Here is a 16,349-nt window from a genome sequence, read left to right as displayed (position 1 = left end):
TCATTAATAAAATTTGGTCAACTGACACATTGTAAGTGGGTCGCGGATAGATCATGTAAAACGAAAAGGGGCATAAATGAGCTACACACTCCTCTACCACTTTCGAATAAACACACCGATCATCAAATATTATATTCAAGTCGCTCAATGTATTTGAGTAATGCCCTAGCCTGAATATCCTTCCCATAGCGGCCGTAGGTGATGTTTGGGTTTGCGTGGCCGACTATCTGCGCCACAATATGCTCGCTGGTATCCAAACGCTTAAACTCATCGATAAAAGTGTGTCGTAGACTATAAGCCGTTGGTCGTTGACTCGCTTTCATGCCAATGCAGGTTTGTAATATCGATAGGTGCTTACAATAGGTTTTTGACCAATCTTCCACTAATCCCACTGGTTTGTAATTAAACAGCTGGGGATGTTTTTTACGCTTATCTACGAATTCAATAAAGCCCTGCTCTATCAGGGTTTGGTGGATTGGAATACTGCGTCTTGCATTGGCATTCTTAATACGTTGCCCTTTGCCGCCGTCATCAACGTTAATGCAATGAACGCCTTCGATTACGACGATATCACGGGGCGTTAACTGACACGCCTCTGATGGCCTTAGACCGCCATAAAGCATCAATCGGGTGACCCACTTAAAGTCAGCTGTTGAATCTTTAAATTCGGCTGAATGTATCAGCCTTTTTAGTTCACTCGTATCCCAACGGTCTCTTTCTTGGTTGGCTTTAACTTTGGGCTTTTGCCCTACTGTCACGTTTTCAAAAGGGTTATGGCTGCAGTAGTTCATTAACTTGCACCACTTAAAAAACTGAAATACGGCCGCTAAGTATTCTTTATTACTTTTATAGCTTCTGCCCTGTGTAAGCAGTTCATCACGGTACTTCATCGCATCAGCCGAGGTGATATCGTTAACGCAAATAGCTTGGGTGCTTTTTGGTGACCGGTTACCGATTGTTGGCAGTAACTTAATGAAGTGAAAGGTTCGCTGTTCAAGTTGTTTAATAGAGAGTGGTCTAATACCTGACTTCTCTTTTGAAGCTACAAAATCAGCAAGTGCATCATGTAACGTCACCACGGGCATTGCTTGGGCGACAGCCGTGCTTTCACGGTGTTGTGACAGCTTAGTGTCTCTGATGGGGATGCTATACCTTGCAGGCTTTGTACTGATGGTTGACTTGTTTTTCTCAAATTCACTGCGAAGACTGTTAATCACTTCATCAACATAACGAATAAAGTCATTAATACAGGTTTGATGGTCTATGGTATTGATGATTTTTTTCAGTGTGCCTGCGACATCGATATTACGAATAACCGCTTGTGCTCTGTCACGAGTCAACAAAGAAACTTTAATATCAAAAGGAAAGCCTTTATCGCGTAACGATTTGGCTAAACAGATACGTGTGAAGTACACACTATTGGGAGCTCTATAAAGGTACATTGTCTGAGTCAATCCTCTCAGAAAGCCCCTCAAATGCCAGAAACAAGAAAAGCCGTTGATAATCAACGGCTTTTTTCATATTTAATATGGCGGAGAGATAGGGATTTGAACCCTAGATGGGCTACAAACCCATGCCGGTTTTCAAGACCGGTGCATTCGACCACTCTGCCATCTCTCCGAACGCCGCGAATAATATGATAAGCTGCGGTCGCTGTAAATCCCTAAATGACATAAAAATGTTTAAGTGTTGATAAAAAAACCAAAGTGTTCATTAATTAAATTGTTTGAGCAATAAATCAACGTCACTAACACGACATGAAAGTACACTTATGCAAGTCATTACCTTAACCCATTAAACTTTAGTTGCTGAGGCAGTTTTTTGTTGCAGATACACTTAATAAAAAGCCCATTTATATTGTTGTCAGCTAGTACGATCATAGCGGCTATCACTTTGGCTACACAAAACCTACGTTACTGATTCTATTCTCTTGCCCATTAAATACTCTCATTTTTAGTTATCAGCTGAATCACTGAGCCATTTTATCGCTGAATATATGAGGTGGCTCACTGCGGCAATGATAGCGACATAGATAAAAGTAGGCATAAACCAACTGATGCCAGTGTCATAAACAAATTGCCAATTTGTACCTTCAGCGCCGTGAAATATGCCGCCAGGATTTTCGAGCCATTCCCATATGACAATAAAGAGTGTTACCAATACCGAGACTATTAGTCCGCTGATAATACCAAAGGACCAAAAATGTTTTATTGCAGCTGCTAATTTCAACGGCTCTCTCCTGTCAAAATTCAAGAAAAAATGATGCTTCATTATCAGAGCTAGTAAAATAAACAGCTTATCGCCCAGCTGTTGGTTAAGCGCATCTAGACGGATAACTTACCTCGGCGGATCGACTTTAGCAGCGATAGAAGTATTAACCCTAAACCAACCAGCGATAGAATATCGATCCCGCTTGGCTGCCAATACTTCATGGGGAAACTCTTCACTTAAAAATGTCACTATCGTGCCCAGTAATGGCATTACTTTAATGCCTTCTTTATCGAAGTTATCTTGATATAACACTAACTCGCCGCCATCTGACGCTGACCACGCTCGATTAAAATATACCACGATTGAAAGCACTCGATTCGCTTCGCCCTTAAAAGCATCATAGTGTCTTTTATAGTAATCACCTGGGCCATAATGAGCAAAGTGACTTTCAAATGAAAACAAACCTAGAAATAATCGTCTATTTAAAAAGCTTTGCAAGTTGGCGGTCCAAGTGAGCCAATCTCTGCCTGCTTCAGATCCATTGGTTATCCAGCTAATGGCATCAGTTCTAACAAACTCATTTTTTAAATACTCGCCACCCCTTCCTATACCTGCTTCTTCAAACTTGTCTGCTTCTATCCCTTGCTGATGATTAAACAAATTGTTCGCTAATGCATCTGCCAAGGCCGTTGGCCGAATACTGTAGCCTTTTGCTTCGATATCCTGCGCAATAAGCGCAAACAAGGTTTCATCAATTGGGCTATCGCCAGTCATTGATGGGCATTTCTTTATGGCGACCACATTGTCTACCTTTTAATAATAAATACATTGAATAAAGGACGGATAACACCCACTTAAAGGAAGTGAGCTAGATGTAGCTATTACTAGTGAAGCTGTTATGGAAATGAGACTGTAATTATAAGAACGAGTTTAAACGCAGGCAGACTCGCGTTAGTGACGGCACAGTGACTATGATGATTAAAGTTAGAAGTGCTTTGTTGTAGTCAGTTAATTCAGTATAAACCTAGTCTTGGATATCCTTGCTAAATACTTTTAATTCTTTTTCATTGGTGTTTAGATTTAAACTTTTACCTATTGAATTATCCATTCTTGTTGCTGACTATTACGATTTAAGTATTAACATAAAATGATACATCTATTTGTTTGAAATTTATTCTCTTTTCTATCATTGCCTTAGCGTTATATATAACACTAGGGATATCACTGCGATAAAAAATCAATTTACTTAGCGTGCTAACCAAGTATAATAGTTAGCACGCTAAGTAAATGGGAACCATGATGCAAAAAGAATTCGACCATATGAAAGAGCTATCACTGGCAGAACAATTGGGGCGTCTGCATCGCTTATGGCGCACCGCTGTTGACATTGAACTTGCCCCTTTAGAGTTAACTTACCCACGCTGGACAGCCTTATGGAAACTGTGGCGATTAGGCGACAACCTCAGTCAAAAAGTATTAGCCAATGCCTTAGAAATTGAACTGGCCTCTTTAATGCGCACCTTAGCCCAATTAGAACAGCAAGGGCTCATTGAACGCCACTGTTGCCCCCATGATAAACGCGCCAGACTTGTCAATTTGACTCCTGCTGGACTAGATTTAATAACGAAAGTCGAAGTAACAATTATCAATATCCGTAGCCAATTGCTCTTAGGCATAAACGCTGAAGAACTTACTGAGTTTGAAAGAGTAATTAATCTGATTGGTAATAATGCGTTAACCAAATTAGCTAAAATGACAGACAAGTAAGTGAATACAAATATGACACCAGATCAACAATTTTCGCGGCTAACAAAAATTGCCTTAGCAGGCTTTATGCTAGTATTTGGTTACTTTATGTTTGCTGATGCGACTATGCCATTAACGCCGCAGGCTATGGCAACTCGGGTTGTGACTAAGGTTACCCCACAAGTTAATGGCCGCATTAAAACTATTGCTGTCACTAATAACCAAGTTGTTAGCAAGGGTGAATTACTGTTTGAAGTAGATCCTAGACCGTATAAGTTAGCGGTAGATGAAGCGCAGTTGGCTTTAGAGCAAGTCCAGCAAGATAACGCTGAGCTAGATGCCTCTTTGTTAGCGGCGCAAGCTGATGTCAATGCCAGCCAAACCACATCACAACAAAAGCGCAGCGAAGCAAAGCGTCTTGATGCACTGTACAAAACTAATGGCGTATCCCAACAGCAACGCGATCAAGCTGACAGCGATGCCGCTGCGGCTGAAGCAAATTTGCTGGCAACCCAAGCCCGTTTAAAGCAATTAGAAGTGAGCCGCGGTGTTTACGGTAACAATAACTTAAAAGTACGTCAGGCCGAAAATCGCTTAGCCCAAGCCAAATTAAACCTGTCTTATACCCAAGTTCATGCAGATCAAGACGGCACAGTTACTAACTTGCAAATCATGGTCGGCGGCTTTGCGGCCATTGGCCAGCCACTGCTGGCTCTTGTTTCTGATGATGTGGATATTATTGCTGATTTTAGAGAAAAGGCATTACGAGATGTCTCAATTTCATCTAAAGCCCTTGTTGCGTTTGACGGTGAACCAGGCCGTTTATATCGCGCCCACGTCAGCAGTATTGATGCTGGGGTTAGCGCCGGACAGTTCGATGCCAATGGCAGTTTAGCGACTCCGCAACAATCAGATCGCTGGGTCCGTGACGCCCAAAGAATGAGATTGCATTTACAATTAGATAATGACGAAGTCATGAGAACATTGCCAACGGGGGCACGGGCGACGGTGCAGATAATGCCAGAAAATAGTTTGCTGAACTTATTAGCTCATGGGCAGATTAAAGCCATCAGTATGCTGCACTATATCTATTAACATCATACATTTGATAGATGCGCTATTTTAAATATATGACAGCGACACAAGGCAACAATCATGTTACTAAGATTTAATCCCATGACAGCTAATGATTTACGTCAATGTCTACGTATTGCCACTGCTGGCACGATTGGCTTTACTTTGTGCAAACTGTTCGGCTTTAGTAACGGGGTGTTTTATACTGTTACCCCTATGGTATTGCTAGGGCTAGCACCTGTGTTCACCGCCCATGTCGCGCGGCAGGTGTTGGCGTCTTCTGTCACAGCTGGATTAGTGGTAGGCGTTATCGGTGGTTTATTTGGTGGCCACCCAGTCTTAATGACCCTGATTATTTTTGGGGTGTTTGTTGGCTTTTTTACCGCCATGACCCGCGGCAGTTTTTTTCTTTTTGGTGCCAATAGTTTACTTAATCTGAGCATCATGCTTAATTTTGCCAGTTACCCTGATACTGATCTAAACGGTCTCATCGGCGCTAATCTCGGCGCCACAATACTGGCAATCATTATCGCCTATATCATGGTCTCGTTAATCCCTGATGTTGAACCCAGAAAATTGCAAAAACCACCAGCAAAATCAGTAAATCGAATGCGACATGAAGTATTACTGGGGGCAACTATCGCCACAGCATCTTTTATCGTGTTCCAGATATTTAATCTGCAAGACTCTATGTCGGCGCAAGCTGCCACAATTTTATTACTTTATCCGATGCATTTTACTGGGGTATTAAATTATGCCCTTAAACGTGCGATAGGTACCTTTCTTGGAGTGACATTCGGTGTGTTAGCCCAGTTGTTTCTCTATGATTGGTCGGGGCTGCTTATCTTAGTAGTGCCGGTTTTATGGTTCGGATTAATGCTATTTAGCCAAGTTCATGTTAAAGAAAAAGTCGGCGCAGGCGTTGGTTTTGGAGCGATGACCACGCTGGGTATTTTATTTGGCCAATACCTAAGCCCAGGGAGCGATCTGATATATAGCGCACTTTACCGTATTAGCAGTATTTTGGTTGCCATAGTAGCGACTTTATTACTGTGTTACATCATGCACACTTTACTTAACCGATTTGCTGCAACGCGCTTAAGTTATCAGTAATGCTGCTAATGATTAATCTGGTCAGAAAAAGATCGCGATTGATTAATCGAGCATGGAAACAAAACCCGCTTGTGACTCAACATTAGCTAACCATTGTTGGAAATTGGGATAAACCGATAAATCAAAGCCACCCTCATGGGCCACATGGGTGTAGGCATAAAGCGCAATATCTGCCAGGCTAAATAGCTCACCGAGCATAAATGCCTGCCCTGCTAACTGGTTATCAATTAATTTCAATACCTTGCCCCCCTGAATTTGTAAGTTATCAAACTCAGCTTGCCGCTCTACTGGCATACCTTGATAAAGTTTGATAAACCGAGCAACGGCAATACAAGGCTCGTGACTGTATTGCTCAAAGAACAGCCATTGATACATTAAGGCATTATTAAATTTATCGTCAGGAATTAACCTCGAGCCAGCGGCCAAGTATCCAATGATGGCATTGGACTCGGCTAGCACTCGACCATCATCTAGCTCAATAATCGGTAACTTACCGTTTGGGTTTTTAGCTAAAAAAGCCTTGGTTTGGCTGCCTCCAGCCATAATGTCCACGTCTTGCCATTGATAATCAATATTGAGTAGCGCCAGAGTCAGCTTTATTTTGTAATAGTTACCTGATTTTTTTATCGCCATAGACAGTTATCATTGCTCTTCCTTTTGCTGTTAACGCGCTTGATTTCGTTTATTAACCCTTCATTGGCCTACTTCACTAAACTTGATATTAACGCCCGTAATGCCGCTGGTTTAATCATTTTAGCCATATAGTGATAACCACGCTTTTGTACATCCTCAACCAAATCCTTATTCGTATTAGCCGTTATCAAGATCCCGGGTAAATGCTCACCGTAGCGCGAACGAATACCATCCATAGCATCGACGCCATTTTGATTGTTATCTAAATGGTAATCAGCTAAAACGATATCAGGAGCAACCCCTTTAAGGCCAAGTTTAATACGAGCATCAGCTAAATCGGTTGCACAAATCACCTCGCACTTCCAGCGAGTTAATAAGCTTTCAAGCCCTGCCAATATCGCCTCTTCATTATCAATACAAAGCACTTTTACCCCAGCTAATGGCTGAGTTAAGCTTGGCACTGGTTTAGCTGATTTTTCACTGATGGTTTCGCCTAAAGGCACGATAATTGAGAACACTGAACCTTGACCAAGCTTTGATGAAACCTGAATGTGATGATCTAACACCTTGCTTATTCGATCAGCAATAGCGAGCCCTAAGCCTAAGCCGCTGACATTTTGGCTACTGGGATGATTTAAGCGTTTAAACTCTTTAAATATCTCTTCTGTTTCATGCTCATCAATGCCACAACCTGTATCTAACACCTGAATTTCGAGATACTTTCCTCGGCGGCGACAACCCAACAGCACTTTACCGCCTCTAGCATAGCGGTAAGCATTGGTTAAAAAGTTTTGTAATATACGCCTCAGTAAGGATAAGTCTGAGTTGACAGTGGCATTACAGGGGATCATATTGAAGCGAATTTGAGTGTCTTTTGACATAGCCTCAAACTCAACAGCAAGACCTGTGAGTAAGTCAGCAATAGCAAAATCTCGGCGGTTAACCTCCACCATGCCTGAATCAAGCTTTGATATATCCAATAAATCAGTTAATAACTCCCCCGCTGTTCGCAAGGAGTTGTTGATATGGGATAAAGTGGTTTGCCCTTCTAAATCAAGATTCGGGTATTGCGCTAGTGAAGCAGTAAACAATCTTGCAGCATTAAGCGGCTGCATAAGATCATGCCCAACGGCCGCAAGAAAACGACTTTTTGACGCATTAGCCATTTCTTCTTGGGCTTTTGCTTCTAGTAGTTCGCTGTTAAGCATTGCCAGTTCATAGGTACGTTCTTTTACTCGACTTTCAAGGGTTTCATTGGCTTCTAGTAAGGCTTTCTCTTGCTCACGGTATTGGGTGATATCGGTAAAGGTCATCACAAAGCCGCCATCTGGCATTGGATTACCTTGAATTTTTATCACTTTACCGTCTCGGCGTTGTCGCTCTGAGGTATGCTCTGTGCCCGCGCGCATATGCTGCACTCGCATTTCTACTTGAGCATCAATTTCACCCTCTCCACAATAGCCTCTGGCAGCGTTAAAACGTACCACTTCACTAATTGGCATGCCTTGCTTTAAAAAACCGTCAGGATAATCATATAGCTCGGCATATTTATAATTCCATGCGACCAAGTTTAAATCTTTGTCCACCACACTCATGCCTTCATAAGCATGTTCAATGGCGCCGCGTAACATGTCTTGGCTTAACATCACCTTGGTTGACGCTTCATCCACTAAACTAAAGACTTCATCAAGGGCTAAATCGCGACCTTGTAACACCGAGTCCATCACCAGTGAGGCGCTCGATGCTCCTAGCACACCTGCAAGCATATGCTCTGTGTGTGAGATTAACGCTTCATCAGCCACTTTATGCCAAGAATCACTTCTTACCGCAGCTGGCGAGTATTGACTAAAGCTTTCATAAGCGCGGGTTGGACTAACAAAACGACTGGCAAGAATTAATAAATCTTGTTGAGATATCGCCCCATGTTTTCGGTTACTGTCCTTTTTAATAATGCCTGGATTAATAAAATGGCTGGCTTGAATGCGCTCAGCTACCCCAGCTCGAAACCACAACGAGCCTAAAATATAAAAGGCAATATTGGCTAATAGCGCCACTAAAGTGTCATCCACTTCCGGGCTAATAGACGCTAAGATCCCAGTATCGCCCACTAAGCCTACGCTGCGCTCAAATAAAATATAACACCACAATGAAAAGCCTACTGCTAAACCTAAAAACACCCCAGCACGGTTACCATACTTCCAATACAAGCCACCTATGAGTGCGGGTGCTAGCTGCGCAAAAGCACCGAATGATAGCTGCCCAAGGTGAGATAACGATTCATTACTACCAAATATTAAGTAACTAAAATAACCCAAGGCCAAAATAATGATGATGGCTAAACGGCGCGCATTTAATAAAAAACGCGCAAATTGATTGAAATTAGTGCCAGTGATTTTACCAGTACGTAGCATAACTGGAACTAACCATTCGTTACTGATCATGACACTAATGGTCACAACAGCAACAATCACCATACCCGTCGCTGCTGAAAGCGTGCCTAATAAGGCAATAACGGCGAGAACAGGCTGATCTAATGCTAAAGGCAGGTTAATCACATAAGTGTCTGCCGCCACGGTATCACCAAGTAATAATTTACCAGCAAGGGCTAATGGCGCCACAAATAAGCCAAACATGGCCAAATACAAGGGAAAGATCCAGCGGGCTTTTTTTAACACCCCTTCTTCTGCACACTCAACTACCATCACATGAAATTGCCTTGGCATACACATAAAGGCGGCAATCCCCACCAGCATTTCCGGTAAAATTGAAGCGATATTTAAAGTGCCATGGTTGATGAGTTCTTTGTCTTTCGCTTGTTGCCAGATATCATCAAAACCATCAAAAAAACCATAAGTAATCACCACACCGACAATCAAAAAGGCGACTAATTTAATCAGTGACTCAAAAGCGATCGCTACCATCATCCCAGGATTATGTTCGGTGGCATCCAATTTACGAGTGCCAAATAAAATCGCAAATATAGCCAAAATGAAAGTAATCACCAAAGGGATACTGACGCCATTTAAAGGTAAATTATCAGGTTGAAATAAATTAAGGCTAAATACCATGGCTTTAAGTTGCAGAGCAATATAGGGCATGATGCCGCATAGTGCTATTAGGGTCACTATGGCAGCAAGGGCTTGGGATTTTCCATAGCGCGCGGCAATAAAATCGGCTACCGAGGTTATATTTTGCGCTTTAGAGACTAAAACCATTTTGCGTAATACCCCAAAACCCAGGGTAAAAATTAAGATTGGGCCAAGATAAATCGGCAAGAAAGACCATAAATCGTTCGCTGATTGACCTACTGTGCCAAGGAAGCTCCATGAAGAACAGTAAACAGCTAGACTTAAGCCGTATATCCATACTTGGACTTTATTAGTGATTTTACTAAACCAACGTTCAGCGCCCCAGGCCAGTATAAACAGTAATGACACATAGCAAATTGCAATCACAGCAACGACTAAGGTTAAATTCATAGCTTTCTCTTTTTATTATATTCGCTTATTAATTATGCAATAATTTTGCGTTATTTGCATGAGATGTTAACACGCGCAACAAGCTAAATATTAAGGATATTTTAAAACTAGACCAAGGTCTAATGGAGTTAACATCATCATGCAGAGGATACTTTCATAACGCAAATTTTGACAAAGGGAAGCCATATGAGCTCGCAGTCTCTCTACAAAGTACCAGCCGATTTCGCTAAAAATGCACTGGTCGATAATGATAAGTATAAAAAAATGTACCAAGAATCTGTGGTTAATCCTGAAGGTTTTTGGAGAGAACACGGTAAGCGCATCGATTGGATCAAGCCTTATACCAAAATTAAACAAACCTCTTTTGATGATCATAACCTGTCTATTGAGTGGTTTTATGATGGCACATTGAACGCATCTTCAAACTGTTTAGATCGCCATTTAGAAGATAATGGCGACCGCGTAGCGATCATCTGGGAAGGTGACGATGCCAATGAACAGCGTAAAATCACTTATCGTGAACTGCATACTGATGTGTGTAAATTTGCCAATGCTCTACGTAGCCAAGGGGTTTGTAAAGGTGATGTAGTCACAATTTATATGCCTATGGTGCCTGAAGCGGCAGTTGCTATGCTTGCTTGTGCCCGCATTGGCGCGATCCATTCGGTGGTATTTGGCGGTTTCTCACCTGATTCAATTGCATCACGCGTAATTGATGGCAAATCAAAAGTCTTGATCACCGCTGATGAAGGCGTGCGTGGTGGCCGTAAAATTCCGCTTAAACGTAGCATTGATGAAGCGCTTAATAACCCAGATGTAGATTGTGTCGAAAAAGTCATTGTACTTAATCGAACTGGTGGTGATATCGACTGGGTTGAAGGCCGAGATATATGGTGGAGCGATGTCGTTGCAACGGCATCAGAGCATTGCCAAGCTGAAGAAATGGGCGCTGAAGACCCGCTATTTCTTTTATACACTTCAGGCTCAACCGGTAACCCGAAAGGTGTGTTGCATACCACTGGTGGTTATATGGTTTACGCCTCAATGACTCACGAGTATGTTTTTGATTACAAAGAAGGTGAAGTATATTGGTGTACTGCTGATGTGGGTTGGATCACCGGTCACTCCTACATGGTATATGGTCCATTAGCCAATGGCGCAACTATCCTTATTCATGAGGGAGTACCAAACTCTCCAAATCCAGCTCGTCTTGGTGAAATGGTCGACCGTCATAAAGTTAATATTTTATATACTGCACCAACGTTAATTCGCGCTTTAATGGCAGAAGGTAAAGAACAGTTTGATGGTTTTGATGGTAGCTCATTACGGGTAATGGGCTCGGTGGGTGAACCCATTAACCCTGAAGCTTGGCGCTGGTACCATGAAGTGATTGGCCATGAATCCTGCCCAATTGTGGATACATGGTGGCAAACTGAAACCGGTGGTATTTTGATTAGCCCATTACCTGGCGCCACAGATGCAAAACCGGGCTCTGCTACGCGTCCATTTTTTGGGGTTCAGCCGGCATTAGTTGATAACATGGGTAATATTCTTGAAGGCGCTGTAGACGGCAACCTTGTTATTCTCGACTCTTGGCCGGGACAAATGCGCACCGTATTTGGCGACCATGATCGTTTTGCTCTCACTTACTTTAAAACCTTTAGAGGTATGTACTTTACTGGTGACGGCGCTCGTCGTGATGAGGATGGTTATTACTGGATCACTGGCCGTGTTGATGACGTAATTAACGTATCGGGCCACCGCCTCGGTACTGCTGAAGTTGAAAGCGCGCTTGTATCACACGATCTTGTCGCTGAAGCCGCAGTTGTAGGTTACCCCCATGATATTAAAGGCCAAGGCATTTATGCCTATGTAACCTTAATTAACGGCGTTGAAGAAACTGAAGAGTTACGTCAAGGGCTACGTCAATGGGTGCGTAAAGAGATTGGCGCACTAGCCACCCCAGATTTAATTCAATGGGCTGGCGGTTTACCTAAAACACGTTCAGGTAAAATCATGCGCCGCTTCTTACGTAAAATTGCCGCAAATGAAGTAACCAACTTAGGCGATTCTTCTACCCTTGCAGATCCAGCGGTGATTGATACCTTGATAGAGTCTCGTTTAAACAAAACTCAATAACAGTAGTTTAAAATAAGAGGTTATTAAGTACTCCCCACCCTCTTACCAACCTGAGAACTCCTAACCAGATTCTCGTTGCCCTCTCACTGAGGGGGCTTTTTTATATTTATTCTGGCTTAAAACTCTATCAACTCATGCTGAAACGATATGTATTCAGCGACTTTTATTGAATAGACTGCGCCGCGCTAGCTTGTATTCATGCTACAGTACCCTGCATGATCAATATTAAATAATAAGCCATTTCATACTCACTTATGTCTGCAACCATTTCACTTCGCGATTACCAACAAGACTCTGTTAACGCTGCTATAACCCATTTTAAGCAATCTAATGACTCTGCTGTGCTGGTACTTCCTACAGGAGCAGGCAAAAGTATTGTGATAGCCGAACTAGCTCGAATTGCCCGTGGTAACGTTTTAGTTTTGACCCATGTGAAAGAACTCGTGGCACAAAATGCAGAAAAAGTGGGTTTACTCACTGAAGATGCCAATATTTATTCTGCGGGTTTAAAGCAAAAAAAAGCCCATGGTAAAACCGTGGTCGCCAGTGTGCAATCAGCAGCGCGAAAGCCCGAGCAATTCTGCCAATCATTCTCATTGGTAATAATTGATGAATGTCACCGAGTCAGTAATGATAAAGATAGCCAATACCAACAGTTATTAACTCACCTCAAAAAGATTAATCCACAAATAAAACTGTTAGGGCTAACTGCCACGCCCTATCGATTGGGTTTAGGTTGGATATATCGACATCATTACCATGGAAAAATAGGCAATGCTGACAAGCCAGTATTTGAAAAGTGCATTTTTGAATTACCTATGCGGCCGCTCATAAAAAAAGGCTACTTAACCGCACCCAAAATATTTGATGGACTAAGTGCCCAATATGACTTTAGTCAGTTAGAGCCAAGTAATACAGGTGAATTTCCGCAAAAGGAAGTTGATGATTTACTCAACCATCAAGGCCGCGCAACCACTGCCATCATAAAACAAGTACAACAATTAGCAGACTCTCGTAAAGGCGTATTAATTTTTGCGGCGACAGTTCGTCATGCAAAAGAAGTACTTAAATTATTAAATGACGATGCTGCACTCATTACAGCAGATACACCACATGCAGAACGCGACGAAATTATTAGTCAGTTCAAACAACAGAAAATTAAATTCATCGTCAATGTTGCTGTATTAACCACCGGCTTTGACGCCCCTCATGTCGATTTAATTGTTATTTTAAGGCCCACAGCATCAGTAAGCTTATTTCAACAAATGATTGGCCGAGGTTTACGCTTAGCGCCTGATAAACAAGATTGCTTAGTCATTGATTATGCCGCTAACGGTTATGACTTATATTTTCCTGAAGTGGGTCAAGTAAAACCCAATAGTAAATCTGTGCCAGTGCAAGTGCATTGCCCTGTATGCCAATTTGCCAATACTTTTTGGGGCTTGGTGGATAATGACGGTGATATTGTTGAACACTTTGGTAGACGCTGTCAGGGGCTAATAGAGGACTCGTCATCAAACATTCAACAGTGTGACTTTAGATTTCGTTCTAAAGCTTGCCCTGATTGTGGCGCTGAAAATGATATCGCGGCGCGCATTTGTCATATCTGTCAATCTACCCTCATTGATCCTGACAAGCGTTTAAAGCAGGTATTGTCGTCTCAACATCATCATTTGTTTAAATGCCAAGAGATGCAGCTTATCGAAGAAAATGGCAAGCTTGTGGTGCAATACTTTGATATTGAATCGAATGACTTTAAAGAATACTTTAATATGGACACACCAGCGCAACGCCGCGCTTTGTTTGCTATATTTATCTCTCCTCATTGTCGAACTCCCGGCATGAAGCACCCACAATATAAAAAGCCCGCCGATTTAATCGCCCATAGTGAGCACTTTAAAAAGCCGGACTTATTACTTTTGAAAAAACAGAAACATAAATGGGATTTAGTCGAAAAGTTTTTTGACTATAAAGGCCGTTATAAAACGATCACGGATAGTAGTTTTTAGTCGCTGCGCTTATACAATATCAATTCGATAAAACTTATGGTATAAATCGTCAAATCAAAAAAAGGAGTCACTATGTTTGTTGTTATTTTTGGCCGTCCAGGCTGCCCATATTGTGTTCGTGCTGTTGAATTATCAGAAAAATTAACCGCGCAACGTGACGATTTTAAATTCAAATATGTCGATATTCACGCTGAAGGCATTTCTAAAGCAGACTTAGAAAAAACTGTTGGTAAGCCAGTTGAAACAGTACCGCAAATCTTCGTTGATGAAGTTCATGTTGGCGGTTACACAGAATATGATAAATACGTTCGCGACAATAAATTAGTTGCTTAATCACCAATGATTACAACTAAGCTACGTTGAGCGCATTTCGCAGACAATAAAAAGGGTTAATTCATTGAATTAACCCTTTTTTGTATTTAAGAAAAATATTTTTATAGAACGTATTTAGCAGAGAATAACACTCGGCTTAAATCGCCATCTACACCACTTTCTTTTTCGTTCATAGCATACATATACTCAACACCAAACGTTAACGGTTTTGTTGGTGAGTAGAGTAAGTTGATATAACCAGAGTATGAACTCGCATTGACACCATCACTTGATAATGAAGTATCGTTATCAATTTCTAGTGCAGCAAAGGTTAAACTACTACGCCATTTATCATTCCACCAATGACGGTAAGCAGCAAAGCCACCATAAGAGCTAATAGTTTGGATATCACCTGATGCATCTAAGTTACCAGCATTGGCATAGTTAAGGGCCATATAACGACCTAGGCCTTCACCATAAGTGACAGAAAACTTGAAGTCATCGTTACCTACAGGGATAACACCAGCAATACTTGCGCCGTAGCCGACTTCAGTGGAGTCAATAGCTTCAGTACCCACATTTTGCTCTACATTTAACTGTCGAACCATTGCAGCAAGTGAAATTGCTGAACCACCTTCAGACTTAAAGTTATAACGAGCAACGACATCAGGAACCATACCGCTACCACTGGTCACTCTTGACGCTGTACCATATTGGTTTACGGTTGTTTCTGGGTTTTCTACCGCAATTTGAAAGCCGCCGTTGGTGTAGCGGATCATCGCTTGACGCACAAACGGCGTACCATCAGCTGCGCCCACAAAGTCTAAATTTTCAGGTAATGCACCTGGATTTTGGAACGTTGTCCAGGTTTGACCCACGGTCCAATTGTCATAACTCACAAAGGCTTGTCGGATACGTGGTGAGTAACTGTTTGATACTCGCTCATTACCATCGGTATGAGTCATAAAATCAAGTTCAATAAAACCAGATAATTTATGTCCATCGAAATCTGATACCGTTTTGAAATTAAATCGCGTTTCGCGGGCTTGAAAGTCGACGACTTCCTTACCGTTACCAGCTTCACCATAAATGGTACCTGGTACATAAAATTGACGAGATAAGTTACCTGAATCTGGTGCCCCATTGCTATAAGAGCTGAACATCACATCAGCTTTAACATAACCACCAAACTCCATTTCTGTATCTGCATAGGTGACATTACTCATTGCTAGTAAAGAACACCCTATTACTAAACCAACTTTTGCTTGTTTCATCATTCTCTCCCTATTCTTATCATCCATAGCAATATGACCCACTTAACAAGCAAGCAACATTAGCAATAGGTCTATTAGACAAAAGTAGGCAGGTAGCAACAAAAGTTAAGACTAAAGAATGATAAGCAGCCAAATATGAACAAAGGGAATGTAGCGTTTAAGTCTGAATTAGAACTAAGGGAATATTAAGGCAAAATATCAAAGTTATTAAGATAGTAATTGAGATAGTAATTGAGATAGTAATTATAACGAATAATAACAGAGGAGTAGCTAAGGGGATATTCTGAATTAAAGCCTAACAGGCAATCTCACTTTCAAAAAAGTGGTGGGCCGTGAAGGATTCGAACCTTCGACCAATT

Annotated in this window: 12 protein-coding genes and 1 tRNA gene; 6 read left to right on the top strand and 7 right to left on the bottom strand. The window is 41.8% G+C overall.

The genetic code is table 11. From position 1 onward, the window contains the following. Nucleotides 1-122 precede the first annotated feature (122 nt). The 4 genes from Q4546_RS18300 to Q4546_RS18285 all read right to left on the bottom strand — a co-directional run bounded on the left by Q4546_RS18300 (nt 123) and on the right by Q4546_RS18285 (nt 2,985). Complete coding sequence (locus Q4546_RS18300; RefSeq protein WP_303446806.1) at nt 123-1,442, bottom strand: tyrosine-type recombinase/integrase; 1,320 nt, start codon at nt 1,440-1,442, stop codon at nt 123-125. A gap of 87 nt (nt 1,443-1,529) precedes the next feature. Then, nucleotides 1,530-1,620: transfer RNA gene (locus tag Q4546_RS18295), tRNA-Ser, on the bottom strand. A gap of 333 nt (nt 1,621-1,953) precedes the next feature. Beyond that, nucleotides 1,954-2,229 carry a hypothetical protein gene (locus Q4546_RS18290; protein ID WP_303446804.1) on the bottom strand — a complete coding sequence of 92 codons (276 nt, stop codon included), beginning with the start codon at nt 2,227-2,229 and terminating at the stop codon, nt 1,954-1,956. A 108-nt stretch (nt 2,230-2,337) separates the two neighbouring features. Then, complete coding sequence (locus Q4546_RS18285) at nt 2,338-2,985, bottom strand: 2OG-Fe(II) oxygenase (RefSeq protein ID WP_102530923.1); 648 nt, start codon at nt 2,983-2,985, stop codon at nt 2,338-2,340. Between the two features lie 525 nt (nt 2,986-3,510). On the opposite strand from Q4546_RS18285, the gene slyA reads away from it, so the two are divergent. The 3 genes from slyA to Q4546_RS18270 are packed head-to-tail and all read left to right on the top strand — an operon-like array spanning nt 3,511 to nt 6,144. Continuing rightward, nucleotides 3,511-3,978, top strand: a complete 468-nt coding sequence (gene slyA, locus Q4546_RS18280) for a transcriptional regulator SlyA (RefSeq protein ID WP_017059069.1) — start codon at nt 3,511-3,513, stop codon at nt 3,976-3,978. A 12-nt stretch (nt 3,979-3,990) separates the two neighbouring features. Then, nucleotides 3,991-5,052: an HlyD family secretion protein gene (locus tag Q4546_RS18275; RefSeq protein ID WP_017059068.1), complete on the top strand. Its 1,062-nt coding sequence runs from the start codon at nt 3,991-3,993 to the stop codon at nt 5,050-5,052. Between the two features lie 60 nt (nt 5,053-5,112). Then, nucleotides 5,113-6,144, top strand: a complete 1,032-nt coding sequence (locus tag Q4546_RS18270) for a DUF2955 domain-containing protein (RefSeq protein WP_102476137.1) — start codon at nt 5,113-5,115, stop codon at nt 6,142-6,144. Between the two features lie 42 nt (nt 6,145-6,186). Here the strand turns inward: Q4546_RS18270 and Q4546_RS18265 are convergent, their stop codons facing one another. Both Q4546_RS18265 and Q4546_RS18260 read right to left on the bottom strand, forming a co-directional pair. After that, nucleotides 6,187-6,777, bottom strand: a complete 591-nt coding sequence (locus tag Q4546_RS18265) for a glutathione S-transferase family protein (protein WP_303446803.1) — start codon at nt 6,775-6,777, stop codon at nt 6,187-6,189. A 68-nt stretch (nt 6,778-6,845) separates the two neighbouring features. Beyond that, entirely contained in the window at nt 6,846-10,256 is a 3,411-nt protein-coding gene (locus tag Q4546_RS18260) for a PAS domain-containing hybrid sensor histidine kinase/response regulator (RefSeq protein ID WP_303446802.1), read from the bottom strand. 186 nt (nt 10,257-10,442) lie between these two features. On the opposite strand from Q4546_RS18260, the gene acs reads away from it, so the two are divergent. The 3 genes from acs to Q4546_RS18245 all read left to right on the top strand — a co-directional run bounded on the left by acs (nt 10,443) and on the right by Q4546_RS18245 (nt 14,737). Then, the gene (gene acs, locus Q4546_RS18255; protein WP_102436553.1) at nt 10,443-12,395 is read left to right on the top strand and encodes an acetate--CoA ligase; all 1,953 of its coding nucleotides are present in this window, start codon (nt 10,443-10,445) and stop codon (nt 12,393-12,395) included. Nucleotides 12,396-12,649: 254 nt separating this feature from the next. Beyond that, entirely contained in the window at nt 12,650-14,404 is a 1,755-nt protein-coding gene (locus tag Q4546_RS18250) for a DEAD/DEAH box helicase (RefSeq protein ID WP_102476140.1), read from the top strand. 72 nt (nt 14,405-14,476) lie between these two features. Further along, nucleotides 14,477-14,737, top strand: a complete 261-nt coding sequence (locus Q4546_RS18245) for a GrxA family glutaredoxin (RefSeq protein WP_076536809.1) — start codon at nt 14,477-14,479, stop codon at nt 14,735-14,737. Nucleotides 14,738-14,838: 101 nt separating this feature from the next. Here Q4546_RS18245 and Q4546_RS18240 read toward each other — a convergent pair whose 3' ends face one another. Continuing rightward, nucleotides 14,839-15,990 (bottom strand): DcaP family trimeric outer membrane transporter, encoded by a 1,152-nt coding sequence (locus Q4546_RS18240; protein WP_102530928.1) that lies wholly within the window; start codon nt 15,988-15,990, stop codon nt 14,839-14,841. Nucleotides 15,991-16,349 lie beyond the last annotated feature (359 nt).

The organism is Shewanella sp. 4_MG-2023 (assembly GCF_030548015.1).
Lineage (GTDB): Bacteria > Pseudomonadota > Gammaproteobacteria > Enterobacterales > Shewanellaceae > Shewanella.
Note: the sequence above shows the minus strand (reverse complement) of the source record. Positions and strands in the feature narration are given on the sequence as shown.

Coding starts and splice junctions, on each gene's coding strand:
- Q4546_RS18285 (WP_102530923.1), bottom strand. CDS start 2,985: ATGACTGGCGATAGCCCAATTGATGAAACCTTGTTTGCGCTTATTGCG.
- Q4546_RS18300 (WP_303446806.1), bottom strand. CDS start 1,442: ATGTACCTTTATAGAGCTCCCAATAGTGTGTACTTCACACGTATCTGT.
- Q4546_RS18265 (WP_303446803.1), bottom strand. CDS start 6,777: ATGGCGATAAAAAAATCAGGTAACTATTACAAAATAAAGCTGACTCTG.
- Q4546_RS18270 (WP_102476137.1), top strand. CDS start 5,113: ATGTTACTAAGATTTAATCCCATGACAGCTAATGATTTACGTCAATGT.
- Q4546_RS18250 (WP_102476140.1), top strand. CDS start 12,650: ATGTCTGCAACCATTTCACTTCGCGATTACCAACAAGACTCTGTTAAC.
- Q4546_RS18260 (WP_303446802.1), bottom strand. CDS start 10,256: ATGAATTTAACCTTAGTCGTTGCTGTGATTGCAATTTGCTATGTGTCA.
- slyA (WP_017059069.1), top strand. CDS start 3,511: ATGCAAAAAGAATTCGACCATATGAAAGAGCTATCACTGGCAGAACAA.
- Q4546_RS18240 (WP_102530928.1), bottom strand. CDS start 15,990: ATGAAACAAGCAAAAGTTGGTTTAGTAATAGGGTGTTCTTTACTAGCA.
- Q4546_RS18245 (WP_076536809.1), top strand. CDS start 14,477: ATGTTTGTTGTTATTTTTGGCCGTCCAGGCTGCCCATATTGTGTTCGT.
- Q4546_RS18275 (WP_017059068.1), top strand. CDS start 3,991: ATGACACCAGATCAACAATTTTCGCGGCTAACAAAAATTGCCTTAGCA.
- acs (WP_102436553.1), top strand. CDS start 10,443: ATGAGCTCGCAGTCTCTCTACAAAGTACCAGCCGATTTCGCTAAAAAT.